General features: G+C 42.7%; 16 protein-coding genes. 8 read left to right on the forward strand and 8 right to left on the reverse strand.

Annotated elements, in window-relative coordinates:
* Positions 1–3 precede the first annotated feature (3 nt).
* The gene (locus tag QQL36_RS16255) at positions 4–1,005 is read left to right on the forward strand and encodes an aldo/keto reductase (RefSeq protein WP_321570288.1); all 1,002 of its coding nucleotides are present in this window, start codon (positions 4–6) and stop codon (positions 1,003–1,005) included.
* Here the strand turns inward: QQL36_RS16255 and QQL36_RS16260 are convergent.
* Positions 1,002–1,784, reverse strand: coding sequence for a class I SAM-dependent methyltransferase (locus QQL36_RS16260; RefSeq protein ID WP_321570289.1), 783 nt, complete (start codon positions 1,782–1,784; stop codon positions 1,002–1,004). The two genes, QQL36_RS16255 and QQL36_RS16260, sit on opposite strands and share 4 nt — an antisense overlap.
* 225 nt (positions 1,785–2,009) lie before the next feature.
* Between QQL36_RS16260 and QQL36_RS16265 the strand changes: the two genes are divergently transcribed.
* Complete coding sequence (locus QQL36_RS16265; protein WP_083722685.1) at positions 2,010–2,186, forward strand: winged helix-turn-helix transcriptional regulator; 177 nt, start codon at positions 2,010–2,012, stop codon at positions 2,184–2,186.
* Here the strand turns inward: QQL36_RS16265 and QQL36_RS16270 are convergent.
* From QQL36_RS16270 to QQL36_RS16280, 3 genes are read right to left on the reverse strand one after another with little or no spacing between them, the layout of a single operon-like run.
* Positions 2,170–3,489, reverse strand: a complete 1,320-nt coding sequence (locus tag QQL36_RS16270; protein WP_321570290.1) for an APC family permease — start codon at positions 3,487–3,489, stop codon at positions 2,170–2,172. The genes QQL36_RS16265 and QQL36_RS16270 overlap by 17 nt on opposite strands.
* Before the next feature lie 26 nt (positions 3,490–3,515).
* Complete coding sequence (locus tag QQL36_RS16275) at positions 3,516–4,973, reverse strand: cryptochrome/photolyase family protein (protein WP_321570291.1); 1,458 nt, start codon at positions 4,971–4,973, stop codon at positions 3,516–3,518.
* 4 nt (positions 4,974–4,977) lie between these two features.
* The gene (locus QQL36_RS16280; RefSeq protein WP_083722682.1) at positions 4,978–5,172 is read right to left on the reverse strand and encodes a hypothetical protein; all 195 of its coding nucleotides are present in this window, start codon (positions 5,170–5,172) and stop codon (positions 4,978–4,980) included.
* 84 nt (positions 5,173–5,256) lie between these two features.
* Here QQL36_RS16280 and QQL36_RS16285 point away from each other — a divergent pair, with 84 nt between their 5' ends.
* Both QQL36_RS16285 and QQL36_RS16290 read left to right on the forward strand, forming a co-directional pair.
* Positions 5,257–5,838: a Crp/Fnr family transcriptional regulator gene (locus QQL36_RS16285; protein ID WP_083722681.1), complete on the forward strand. Its 582-nt coding sequence runs from the start codon at positions 5,257–5,259 to the stop codon at positions 5,836–5,838.
* Positions 5,839–5,882: 44 nt separating this feature from the next.
* A complete protein-coding gene (locus QQL36_RS16290) occupies positions 5,883–6,341 on the forward strand; it encodes a hypothetical protein (RefSeq protein WP_321570292.1) in 459 nt (152 codons plus the stop codon).
* Here the strand turns inward: QQL36_RS16290 and QQL36_RS16295 are convergent.
* Positions 6,312–6,665 carry a hypothetical protein gene (locus tag QQL36_RS16295; protein ID WP_321570293.1) on the reverse strand — a complete coding sequence of 118 codons (354 nt, stop codon included), beginning with the start codon at positions 6,663–6,665 and terminating at the stop codon, positions 6,312–6,314. The two genes, QQL36_RS16290 and QQL36_RS16295, sit on opposite strands and share 30 nt — an antisense overlap.
* Positions 6,666–6,883: 218 nt before the next feature.
* Between QQL36_RS16295 and QQL36_RS16300 the strand changes: the two genes are divergently transcribed.
* From QQL36_RS16300 to QQL36_RS16310, 3 genes are all read left to right on the forward strand, one after another.
* Positions 6,884–7,759, forward strand: coding sequence for a hypothetical protein (locus QQL36_RS16300; RefSeq protein WP_321570294.1), 876 nt, complete (start codon positions 6,884–6,886; stop codon positions 7,757–7,759).
* A 238-nt stretch (positions 7,760–7,997) separates the two neighbouring features.
* A complete protein-coding gene (locus QQL36_RS16305) occupies positions 7,998–8,426 on the forward strand; it encodes a MarR family winged helix-turn-helix transcriptional regulator (protein WP_083722678.1) in 429 nt (142 codons plus the stop codon).
* Positions 8,427–8,437: 11 nt separating this feature from the next.
* On the forward strand, positions 8,438–8,863 hold the full coding sequence (locus QQL36_RS16310; RefSeq protein WP_083722677.1) for an organic hydroperoxide resistance protein: 426 nt from the start codon (positions 8,438–8,440) through the stop codon (positions 8,861–8,863).
* Between the two features lie 121 nt (positions 8,864–8,984).
* On the opposite strand, the gene QQL36_RS16315 is transcribed toward QQL36_RS16310, so the two are convergent.
* Complete coding sequence (locus tag QQL36_RS16315; protein WP_321570295.1) at positions 8,985–10,283, reverse strand: serine hydrolase; 1,299 nt, start codon at positions 10,281–10,283, stop codon at positions 8,985–8,987.
* A gap of 110 nt (positions 10,284–10,393) precedes the next feature.
* On the reverse strand, positions 10,394–11,224 hold the full coding sequence (locus QQL36_RS16320) for a helix-turn-helix transcriptional regulator (RefSeq protein WP_321570296.1): 831 nt from the start codon (positions 11,222–11,224) through the stop codon (positions 10,394–10,396).
* 94 nt (positions 11,225–11,318) lie between these two features.
* Here QQL36_RS16320 and QQL36_RS16325 point away from each other — a divergent pair, with 94 nt between their 5' ends.
* Entirely contained in the window at positions 11,319–11,723 is a 405-nt protein-coding gene (locus QQL36_RS16325) for a carboxymuconolactone decarboxylase family protein (protein ID WP_321570297.1), read from the forward strand.
* A 19-nt stretch (positions 11,724–11,742) separates the two neighbouring features.
* Here QQL36_RS16325 and QQL36_RS16330 read toward each other — a convergent pair whose 3' ends face one another.
* Positions 11,743–13,098 (reverse strand): hypothetical protein, encoded by a 1,356-nt coding sequence (locus QQL36_RS16330; protein ID WP_321570298.1) that lies wholly within the window; start codon positions 13,096–13,098, stop codon positions 11,743–11,745.
* Positions 13,099–13,344 lie beyond the last annotated feature (246 nt).

The following is a 13,344-nucleotide window of genomic DNA, read 5'->3' on the forward strand; positions in this document are numbered from 1 at the left end:
GTTATGGCAATCAAAAGCGTAAAATTAGGCACCCAGGGGCTGGAAGTACCTGTGGAAGGACTGGGATGTATGGGAATGACGACTATCGGTGGCAACGACATCTATGGCAAAGCGGATGAGAACGAAGCCATCGCAACCATTCATCGTGCCTTTGAACTCGGCATCCACTGGCTGGATACTGCTGATGCATATGGCCCTCTCCTGAATGAAAGATTAGTGGCAAAAGCCATCAAAGGCAACCGGGCAAAATACACCATCGCCACCAAGTTCGGTTTCTACATCGATGATAATGACCAGATGGATTGGAGCGTGATCAACGGCCGTCCTGAATATGTTCGCAAAGCAGTAGAACGTTCACTCAAAAACCTCGGTACCGATTACATAGACCTTTATTACCTGCACCGTGTAGATCCTGCTGTGCCTATCGAAGAAACCGTAGGTGCGATGAGCGAGCTGGTGAAAGAAGGAAAAGTAAAATACCTCGGTCTTTCTGAAGTATCTCCTGAAACACTCCGCAAGGCACACGCAGTACATCCTGTTTCTGCATTACAGACCGAATATTCCCTTTTTGAAAGAGAAGCGGAGTCCAATGGTGTACTGGACACAATACGTGAATTAGGGATCGGATTTGTGGCTTATTCACCATTAGGCAGAGGCTTCATTACAGGTGAAATAAAGAGTCCGGACGATTTTCCTGCAGATGATTTCAGAAGATATATCCCACGTTTCCAGGGAGAGAATTTTTATAAAAATCTTGAGTTGGTAAAAGCCATCCAGACTCTTGCTGCTGAAAAGGGAATTACTCCTTCACAGCTGGCAATGGCATGGGTATTCTCGAAAGGCGTTACCGCCATCCCGGGTACCAAACGTGTTAAATATATTGAGCAGAATGCCGCCGCTGCGGAAATAGTATTATCACCAGCTGAGATCACACAATTGGAATCATTCGGTGTGGCAGTAGGCAACCGGTACGATTCACATAGTATGAATATGGTGAATGCCTAAAAAGTAGCATGCGTCGCCTTCAGGTACAGGCGCATGCTCTTTGCCTCTTCTTTGGCCCATACGTCGTACTCTGCTATGGTGTGCAGTCGCGCTGCTTCTGTGATGTAACCATCTGCTACGAGCTGATTGCCCCTGGTCTCCGCCACTTTTTTCCAGAGGGAGATGTGTGTATCCCAATTTTCCATCCCGCGTTCGGCATATTCATCCTGTTGCGTAACGGTGAGCTTTAATGCCTGTACATGTACCAGGTCTATCACATGATCGGCAATGGCATTGTCCATTCCCGCATCTTCACGCCATTTCAGAAAGGCAGCGTAGAAGTCCAGCATGGACTGAGGCGGAGCCGGGTCCCAGCGAATGGCTTCGTGATTGTAATCAAGTACACAGAGCAGTCCTTTGGGTTTTAACAGAGACACCATCTTTTTAATGACAGTGTATGGGTTAGCGATCCATTGCAGGGTGCGTGCAGTGGTAATGATATCGAATTTCTCAGCTGGTTGGTAATCCAGAATGTCTCCTAATTCAAAGGTGACATTGCCCGGGTTCACTTTTGCCAGTGAAATGAGTTCTTCACTTCTGTCTATACCGGTTACTTTACCTGCATATTTTGCAATACCTTTTGTGATAGTACCACTGCCACAACCTACATCGAGAACAGATAGTCCGGGTTGTAAAACGGTGAGGAGGTTAGCGTTGGCATTTTCTACGGTACGGGTATCAAGTACGGCGGCAGTGCCCTGGGGCATGGCGGCACGTTCATAAGAGGTGGATGTTTTCATCTATTAAATATAAAAAAATTCCCCGTCATCTGGTACCCTTACATTTTGATGTAGAAAGGCAGATCTTATTTGTGCACGGTTTTCTTTTGAATGATTTACAGCTTCGAGGTGTACGATGATGAGCTGGGCGTCATTCCACCAGCAGGAAATCAGGTTCACGGATCTATGGCGCAATATCCCTAAAGTAGCCAAGAAGGTCTTGCTGGAACACCTAAAGCCGATGGATTGATCATCCGTGAGGAAAGACAGGTATTTCCACCAGAAGTATACTACCGTATTCCTGAAAAAGGCAAGGCATTGGGACCTGCACTGGCTGCGCTGGAAAACTGGGCCAATGAACATGCAGCTGCACAGGTGCAGGAATTAAGAGATCAAAAGAAAGTGGCTAATGGCCAGCGTTGATCCTGTTTTTGACAAAGTAAATGAGGATGCCTAATAAAGTGACAGCCATCCCCGCCAGCATCATATAACCTGTGGATGCGAAGATCAATATCCAGATCATAATAGCGAGTATCACCGGTACCGGGTAAAGTGGCATTCTCCATTTTACAAAATTCCTTCCTTTGCGCTTGTTCAATACCAGCAGTCCGATAGCCTGACCAATGAACTGGATCATAATACGCATAGCCAGTATTGCTGTGATCACTTCTTTCAGTTTAAAGAACATACTGAATACAAAGGCGACACCACCTAGAAATAGCAGGGAGATATAAGGGAAATTCTTAGTAGGATGTAACTTCGCAAAGATCTTAAAAAACGCCCCGTCTTTTGCCGCTGCATATGGAATACGGCTATACCCCAGCGTGGCAGAAAATACAGAGGCAAATGCAATCCAGAGTATCAAAACAGTTGCAATCATAGCCGCGGTAGGACCTGCGAGTTGCTGGATGAATTCACTGATAACGAATTTGCTTTGTTCTATTTGTGAAAGTGGTAAAACAGCAGCCACACTGATATTCATGCAGAGATACAATACCGCGATACCCGCAATAGAGATGAACATACTGCGCGGGATGTTCTTTTGCGGAGCAATGATTTCACCCCCCAGGTGACATACATTGTAATAGCCCAGATAACTGTACACCGATTTTACACTGGCTGCACCTAATGCTGCGGCAAATGCCATGTTGAACTTAAAACCATCGTTGATATGTTTAATAGGTTCAAGGAAATGCCCTTGCGCCATACCACCGCCGATGATCCAGATCATAGTTACTAACACGCCTATCCAGAGCGTGACACTGATCTTGCCGATAGTTTCAATATTTCTATAGAGAAGGAATACGATGAGGATGATGACGGCTCCGCTCACGGCTTTGGTTTCCCAGAAACCAAGTGGGTAGAGGTACATAGTATATTGTGCAAAACCAATGGCGGCAGAGGCAATAACGAGTGGGGCCTGGATCATGGTTTGCCATACGAAGAGAAAACTCATCAGTTTGCCGGTGCGGGGACCAAAGCTCTCTTTCAGGAAGTTATAACTGCCGCCGGCTTCGGGGAAGGTAGTGCCAAGTTCACTCCATACCATTGCATCGATGAAGGAGAGGAGGGCGCCGGCGATCCATGCATAAAGGAACCAGGGACCGTGCATAATCTCTGCAACTACGCTGAGTACGACGAAAGGACCGATACCGACCATGTCGGTCATATTGATGGCGGTGGCTTGCAGTAAGGTAAGGTGACGGGAGAGTTGGGACTGACTCATATATACGTAAAAGTAAAGATTTTATCTCACTTTTTTACTGTCACCACTTCCTCACAAATTTTCTTCAGGTACTCCTCCGCAATTTCCACATAATGTTTTTGCTTCGCCGGTGGAATCTTCAACATTGCCAACCTTGCATTGTTCTTAATGAGTTCATGATGCACATGCATAAACCGCCAAAACAATGCATCCCATATTTCACACCACGGCCCCCGCTTGTAATCACTCATTTTCAATATGTAATTAGAAGAAGAAATATAAGGCTTTGTGCTCATCAACCCTCCATCCGCAAACTGACTCATACCATATACATTCGGCACCATTACCCAATCATATGCATCAATAAAGTGCTCCATAAACCATCTATACACCTCATCCGGATCAAACTCACACAACAACATAAAATTCCCCAACACCATCAATCTTTCAATATGATGCACATAAGCCCTATCCTCTAAATTGTGAATAATATTGTCAATAGGGGGAATACCAGTTTCGCCAGTATAAAAGCATATTGGGATTTTTCGTGTAAATCCAAAGAAGTTAGTCGTCCGTTGTTTCACCCCTTCCTTCGTATACACCGCTCTCATAAACTCCCGCCAGCCAATTACCTGCCTGATAAATCCTTCCAGCGCATTCAGCGGAATACGATATCTGGTGCCATAACTGATCGCTTTCTTTATAACCGTTTCCGGAGAGAGTAAACCAATATTCAACGAAGAGGATAAAATAGAATGAAACAGGTAATGTTCCTCCTTTACAATTGCATCCTGATATTCCCCAAAATGGGGCAATTTCTCTTTCAGGAAAAATATCAGCATGCGTTCGGCCTGCCTGTGTGTAACCGGGTAATTGAATTGGGTAATTTTTCCCCTGTTGTGCCCAAAATGCATCTGTATGTAATGTCTCGCCGCATCATAGTTATCATAATGAAAGATGGGCATAGCCGGCACTGCAACATTAGCCGGCATCTTCTTCCTGTTCTCCGTATCAAAGCTCCATTTCCCACCTGCAGGACGATTACCATTCATGAGCAGGTTTAACCGCTTTCTCTCAGATTTATAATAGGAAGCCATGAAATATTTACTACTCTTATCAAAATAAGACAGATCGCCAATGAAGTTAGGCGAAGCGCAGCGGTGCAGGGTGATATTGTATTGTTCCCCATAGCGCTGTATTCTCCGTTCCAGCAGGTAATCTGTGGTATCGATGTAGTGAATGTCCGTAACGTGATGAGCAGAAAGGTATTCGAATAAATGGTGTGTCTGTGCCCTTTTATCCTGCGCCTCTATATAATGTACTACATGCCCGCCAGCTTTGAGCCGGCCGGCATAGTACTGCATAGATGCCCTATGCAGCAATATCTTTTGCTGGTGGAAATTGTATTGGGAAAAGTACAGTTCGTCTTCCACTACATAAACATGCGGGGGCAGGTGGCAATAATGTTTATATAACTGATGTGGATATATGAGACCGATTTCCATTTGATCAGGAAGGACGGTCCTTCGTATTTCTGATCAGTCCGATACCTGAGAAAAAGAATACCATACCCAGCAGTGCGTAGATGACAATCATCTTTACACTCCGGGTGCCGCCGCCGGCATTCACAAAGCTCACAGCAGCCATGATTAATCCAAGGGCGCCTAATACGGTGAATACAACGCCCAGTACTCGTTTTTCCATAAAGATTGAGTTTTACTATAGAAAAGGTACAAATAATATGCCGCTGCGGCTGGCACATCGAATTGGATTTGCTATTTTTATACTATGAGTGATTTCAACCAGATAAAGGCCGCGGTATTCAGTTTTCAGCCACTCGACGACACAGAATGGGCGGAGTTTTCGCAGACCCTGCACCTCAAAACGTATAAAAAAGGTGACTTCCTGATCAGGGATGGGGAAGTGGAAAGCCAGATCTATTACTTGAACACAGGGGCTACCCGCCATTACTTTATCCGGGATGGCAAAGAATTTACGGTAGATTTTCAGTTTGCAGGCGATTTTGTGACCGCTTATTATTCCCTCATTACCCGGGAGCCAAGTACAGTATTTGTAGAAGTATTGGAAGAGACAATGGCCGTTCTCATCAACTACCGGGAATTACAGTCTTTCTACGCACATTCTCATCATGGAGAGCGGATTGGACGTCTGATGGCTGAATATCAGTATATAAAACGGCTGAGGCGGGAGATGGACTTATTATCCCGCACTGCGGAAGAGCGTTATGCAGGTTTACTAAAAAGAGCGCCAGCATTAATAAGCAATATCTCTGTGAAACATTTATCTTCTTACCTGGGTATACAGCCTGAAAGTTTAAGCCGGATCAGAAAACAGCTTTTGGGAAACTAACATACATCATTTTCGTTCAAATGTGAATCATTCAAATTTGTATTATGAAACCTTTGATCGTATTATTAGTTACTTTCTTATTGTCGCTGATCATTGCCCGTTTATCAACAGGGGAATGGTCGCTGCTATTTGCAGGCAATGTAGCCATGTGCTGTATGCTGTTACTGACAGCTTTCGGACATTTTAAATTTACAAACGGGATGGTGATGATGTTGCCCCCTGTGATTCCTTTTAAAACAGTGGTAGTGTATATAAGTGGGATTGTGGAAATTATACTGGGGATCATGTTGCTTTTTCCTCCTACAAGGAATATTGCAGGGAACCTGTTGATTATTCTTTTTATCGTTTTATTGCCTGCAAATATATATGCGGCCAGCATAAATCTAAATATAGAGATGGCGAACCATGAAGGACCGGGGTATGGTTATTTGTATTTCAGGGTGCCTTTACAATTGTTATTTATTGGATGGGTGTTATATTTTTCTACAGGGTGGTTCAGGTGATTCTTGGTACCATTTCATGTGCCGGCTGTCTTCCTCATTGCCACCGGAAGAGGGGATGTGATGTAATTCTTTGCCTAAAGTACAACGGCAAAAAGCTTCCCGGTAAGAGTGTGTATAGGTAAGGTGCAGGTGCCATACTTCGTCTACGATTTTGGAAGGAGAGGCGCCTTCGTCCAGTACACAACAGATTAATATAAAGCGCTTATATTCAAGGATGGCTCTTTGTGTGAATTTTTTAGTCCAGCGTTGTTCTTTGGCAAGTCGGGTTGAGAATGGGAGAGTAGCTGGCACGTCGTCGATTGGGAATTGTTCGATTTTTCCCACAGGGTTAAATGTGTTGCATTCATAATTGTACTCTAAGATAGGAGATTTTTATTAATCTAAATCGGAACCTGCATTATTTCAATGTTGCTTTTCCCTTATAGAAATACCCCCTGAAATGACATATTTATCCCCCTGTTTTAGGCTCGCTTATAATTGAATATTAGGTGAATAATAAAATTAACATATGCCTTATTATTAATTATTTATATATTTACCCAATGAATTACTCCCTAACCTATTTAAAGCTGACTTTTTGTGGTCTGGTTTTATGTGCTTCGATATCAAGTGGTTATGCGCAACAGTATAAGTCATTAGACGGGTCTACTCTAATTAGAAAGGAGAAGGAAAGGAGTCGTGTAAAGACAATTACCGTATTAAATAGAGATAGTTCTGCTCTGAAAGAGGGCTATTATGTGACTGAATGGCCAGACCAAAGCCGGTTTTATTTCTATGTGGATAATAATGGAACATTGGACAGAACTGCCAGGAAAATATTCAGTAATGATCAGTCATTTCTGATGATTACCATGGAGTTGCGTGATAATAAATTGAATGGTAAGCGTCAGGTATATGATAATAAGATCCTGATTTCAGAAGCGGATTTCAGGGAAGGGTATATTCAGAAGGAAAAGGTATTTAAGAATAAGGCCCTGATCCGTGAAAACTTTTACACCCCGGATGGAAGTCTGGATAGTACGAGGGAGTATGAGCAGGGTACGCTGGAATATACTTACAAGGAACTGGGTAATGGTGCAAACCTGAGAAGAAGCTTTTTCCCTGATGGGAAATTGCAGCAGTGGAAACAGGTAGACCAGATGCAGAAGGTGATGTTGACGAGGGAGTTTGATCCAACCGGGAGGTTATTGCAGGAAGAGTATGTGAAAGGAAAGGATTCAGTGATTACAAAGAAGTTTTATCCCAATGGCATCGTGAGTACATTGCATGAGATAGGACAGGGGCAGGGATATGTGAAGGAGTATGATGAAAAGGGGAAATTGATTAGTGAGAAAGTTGTAGAGCATACAGCAATGGCGGTGGCACCAATGGAGATGAAGATGGCGACGGATAGTAAGGGGATTACTACGGAACAATAAAGGAATTATATACCAAAAGGAAAGAGGGTGTAACCTAAATAAATGAAACTTCTTAGAATCGCATAAAATGGAATCTGGCTCCATCAGGTCTCCGAATTAAAAGAGGGTGTATCTAACTATGATACACCCTCTTTTCTTTTTATGACAATAGCCTGTGGCCGGTTGAAAGTGAAATCTCATTATTTTATTTGGAAGTTAATTGTGCACAATTTAATTTTGGTAAACCAAATGAGAAGTTATGAGTTTGCTGAAACTGGAAAATCAGGTTTGTTTTCCGCTCTACGCGGCCTCCCGGCAGATCACCGCCCTCTACCGGCCGTTGCTGGAAGAGCTGGACCTCACCTACCCTCAGTACCTGGTCATGATGGTGCTCTGGGAGCATAGCGTGATAACAGTGAAAGCCCTGGGTGAACTATTATTCCTTGACAGTGGTACCCTGACGCCATTACTCAAGCGACTGGAAGAAAAAGGGATGGTGAAGCGTACAAGGGACGAACAGGATGAGCGCGTGGTAAATATTGCCCTGACGCCAGTTGGCAAAAAGATGGAAAAGAGCGCAGAAAAAATACCCGCACAGCTGGCCTGTGAAATGGATATGAGTGAAAAAGAACTGAAGCAGCTGCGTGCTACACTACATAAATTATTAAATAAAGTAGGACACATTTAAAATATTAAATCATGGAACAAGCTTTGTATTCAACATCAGTAACCGTAACAGGTGGTAGGAATGGTCATGTTAAATCTACAGATGGCATCCTGGAACTGGACGTCAGGATCCCAAAAGAAATGGGTGGTCCTGGTGGAGCGACCAATCCTGAACAATTGTTTGCCGCTGGCTATGCAGCCTGCTTTGACAGCGCGTTGAACCTTATGATCAGGAATGCAAAAGTGGAAACCGGTACTTCTTCTGTGACAGCAAAGGTAAGCATCGGAAAACAAGGTGTGGGCTTTGCACTGTTTGTGGAAATGAGTGTGAATATTCCAGGTGTGGAAATTGAAAAGGCAAAAGAATTGGTAGAAAGGGCGCATGAAGTTTGTCCTTACTCCAATGCAACAAGAGGTAATATAGATGTCGCATTTCATGTGACAGTTGAAGGTGAATAAAGAGGAAGGCTTGCAGCCAGCTGCAAGCCTTCCTCTTTTCGATTCTTTCGATATCATCAGGTAGGATCTTCTTTAATACCCGGAGTTATCATTCCAGGAAGATCCATCAATAGTTGCATCCTTACAACACACATTCTATCAACAACCTATTCGCTGGCGATTGCTGATTATAATTCCCCGCCGTAATCACTGCCACCATATTCAATCCCGGCCATATAAAAATACGCTGCCCGCCATTCCCTTTGGCCGCTATACCCGGGATGTTTTTCAGCGTTTCCAGCCACCATGTATACCCGTAATCAATATCTTCCACAACTGATTGTTTTGAAAACGATTCCTGTACAAATGCTTCCGGAATCAATTGCTTCTCTTTCCACTTCCCCTTATTTAAGAATAACATTCCGATTTTAGCCATATCTCTTGGCCTTAGATATAACTGTCCGAATTCATCCTGCTGCGTCTTATCCGGCTGGAAATTCCATTTAAACCGGGTAATGCCCAAAGGCGCAAACAGATTATCTTTTGCAAATGCAGAAAGCGACTGCCCGGAAGCTTTTTCCACAATTCTGTCTATCAGCAGCGTATTCCCGGAACAATAGGCGGCCGTGGTACCCGGGATGTGTGTCATGGGCAGGTTGAGGATGTACTTGATCCAATCATCTGTCGGATATATTTTTACTTCATTCCCGGGAGAATTTGGATCTGTATCATCACAGGCAAAGCCGGATTGCTGTGTCATGAGATCGCGGATAGTAATGGTATTCTTAATAGAGTCTGTGATATTGTAATCAGGAAAGAAGCTCACCACTTTATCCTGCACGCTGTTGATAAGCCCTTTTTGAATAGCCAATCCAATCATAGCGGAGGAGACGCTTTTGGTCGCTGACCGCAGCTGGTGAGTCGTGTTTTCGGTATAGCCGTAAAAATACTCTTCGAGAATTAGTTTCCCATCTTTAACAAGCAGTATGCTGTGTACATCAGGATAGCTGTTATCTATGATGCGGGATATTAAGGTATGGATCCGCGCGGTATCTACACCTGAAGTATTGAGCGAACCGGGTGTAAGGCCATCATGCCTGTCGGCAGGGATACGATAATTCCAGTGGGTATCTTTTCTTGCATACCATTGAAAAGTAACCGTATTGTTAAGCCTTCGATAAGTGTGGCCATCTACTGTATAGCCAGTGATTTTATTATTATCTCTTTTAAAAATGACCTGTTGATTGGAGCCGTTTAGAAACGTATCCTTGTTATATACCTTCAGCAGGTATTTACTTTCTTTAATAATAGCATAGAGCTGGTGGTCTTTGGGAGAAGTGGCGATTTGCAAAGTAGCGGGATCGCTATATTCATAGGTGCCATTGTATTGTGCATGAGCATGGATGGTGAGCAATATAAGAGCCGTTGTAAAGATGCGCATGGGAAAACAATTTGTTATGAATATACAAAAAAAACCAGTCGGTGGGGAGGCTGGTGGTGTAGTTATGCTATATAAATAGTATTTTATCCCTGATACAGAAGCGATGAACACTACCCCATCTCCTCTCGTATAGCACGCATCGTCTTCCCACTATATTTTTTCATCATCCTGTTCAGATGACTACTATCCGTAAATCCCAATTCCAGCGCAATACCCTGAAAAGTCGCATCCGTATATTTCGCTCTTGATACCGCAATCCGGATCTTAGATCGTAGCACATAATCCTGAAAATTTTCATCCGCATTCCTCGAAAAATATTCACTAAAATAAGTAGTGGGAATATGAAATTCCTTAGCCAGATGTTTGACAGTTATTTTCTTTGCATCCAGCAAATTATAATTGATATATTCAATTAAATGCGTGAACCGCTGATCTTTATAAGACTGCGCACTTTGTATCTTTCTTTGGATATTCCTGCTGATGAGCGCAAGAATTGAAGCAAGTGTATTGCGAATGATAGAAGGCCCACAACTCTCATTCTTTTTATATTCATATTGAATGATATCGAGAAACCTTTGTAACTGCACTTTATCATCAGGATCAGTCACAAGCTCCCCCGGCAAATAATCATGATTGGCAAGAATGAAGTTCATACGATTCATCCATTGGGTATAGTCGATAATACCCGGTGCGAAGTAGTGCGTGGTAAAACGAATAAAAAGGAACGTAGTTTTTTCCTCGATATGATAGCTGTGGCATTTTGCCGCAGGCAGCAAAAATACCTCCTGTGGCTGATATGGAACAGGTATATGATTAGCGATATGCTGACCATGGCCATCCAATATGTAAACTAATTCAAAGAAATTGTTTTTCCTGTTTCTCTCCTTCCATTCTGTGCATTCCAGTATTTCGATGGAGAAGTTGTCTGCAATATGCTCCATCTTACAAAGATAAAGAATCCTGCGAGGATACTGGTTTATCCTGTTAGCGTACTACATCAGGAAATTACTGATTGATAATTTTGCTTTTAAAAAAATGGATTACAAAGAGATTGCAAAGAAGACAGTAGGGTATCTATACCAGGCACATGGTAGTATTCGTAACTCAGGGATAGATTCTTTATTGATTGCATTGGTAGAATTGCGGGTGTCTCAGATCAGTGGCTGTGCATATTGTTGTCAGTTTCATGCAGGCGAACTGAGAGAAATGGGGATGCCACAGGAGGTGATAGACCAGATACCGGGGTTCCGGCATTCAACGGATTTTACAGCAAAGCAACGATTGGTATTGGAATATGCAGAGGCGGTGACGGGCTTAAAAGGGAATATTCAATTGTTAACGAATTACTTTACGGAAAGAGAAATCGTGGAGTTGACAACCAGCATTGCCTTAATGGGAACGTTAAACAGATTGAGAATGATATTGACGGACATCACCTGATGTCCGTCAATATCATTATTTATTCGATAATTGATGCAGGGATTTCAGCAGTATCGGCTTCTTCTAATTCAGGATGGAAGAGTTCTATCAGGATGAAGTAGTGCAGTACAACAGCAAGGAATAATGCTAAAGAGGGCCTTCCTGTACCAGCTGCAGCAATAAACTGGATGAGAGAAGCTGCAGCGCCAAATACAACGTGCAAGACAACAGCATTTTTACTTTTATCCAAAATGAAATAGGTAATTAGTTTGACAAATATGGCAAAGGATAAAATGCCACTAACTGCTGAGGTTATATAGAAGAGGCCACTGTACGTCATCCATAATGACAGTATGCTGAATAATACACCTATTCCAATAATATAATTATTGATAGAAGCATCACGTTTTGTCTGATAAAATATACCATTTTCACTTTTGCTATCATGTTTTGGTGCCGCTTTGTACAGTTTGTACCATACAATGATATTCGCAAAAGGAATGAAATGTAAGAGGTACAACCAGCCATTGTTATTGCCAATAGTGTTCATTCTGCTGATCACAATATTCCTGGTCATAGTAGCGGTGATATAGAAGATACTTACTATCATGACAAAGGTAACCGCGTTGGTGAGGACCGCGGGAGACTGAAAACCACTGTATCCTGTTCTGAAATAATCATTTTGTGCATATGCTTTCAACAAAACTGCTGAATGGTATATGACTACCCAGCAGGAAATGGAAACCAAAGGATAAAGCACGCGATATTCCTTACCGCTTACCACCTGTATTTTGGAATTGATAATATTGCTGTACCCTTTTTCACTGAAATAATTTTCGGCGAGAAAGATCCAGCCATAAATCAGGAATGGTGTGAAGAAGTCTTTTAATGCAAATTGTAAATTAAAAGGCGATAGGCGAACGTAGGAAAGCGGTGAGAAAGGGAAATCAGTAGTATAGCAGATAATGAGACCTGCTACCAGACCGGTTTGCCAGAAATTCCGTTTCCCTGAGATAAAACAGACACCGATCACCTGAAGAATACTCCATATAATTTCTATGAATGTACCGTCAATGTAAGCGGGAAGCCGACCATACCCCCGATCTGCCAACCAGTTGACACCGAAATTTAAAATGATGAAGCCGGCGATGGTAAGGAGGGCTTTTTTGTAGTCCTTGGTGATGATATGTTCCCATCCATAGGCAATGGCCAGTTTAATGGAGGTGAATACTACCGCAACGGTGAAGGTTCCTTGCGATGTCACCCACATGAATGCGCCATTTACGTTGTAGAGGAAGGTGGCAATGAGGCCAAGTATAAATAAAATGATGCCTGGTATCCAAACGCTTTTTAATGTAAATCTTTGGCGGTCTGTGAAATAGGTTGTTAGTTCCATAGATAGGTAGGGGCGGTTATAGGTTAATGTAAAATATAATGTCCCGGGGTAAATGTATGTATTAAATTTAATATATTGATGTAGTGCTTAGCGGAAGGTTTTAAGTGAACCATTACATTTATCAAAGCGAATTTTATGTGCTGGAAATTGAATCGTGCAATTGGTAGTGGTATCTTTTCCCATGGCTGATTTTATATGTCTGCTAATAAATTTATGTTGACTCAGCTCATGACCGATCAATGCATG

Origin of the sequence: Chitinophaga sp. LS1 (assembly GCF_034274695.1) — a bacterium.
GTDB lineage: Bacteria > Bacteroidota > Bacteroidia > Chitinophagales > Chitinophagaceae > Chitinophaga.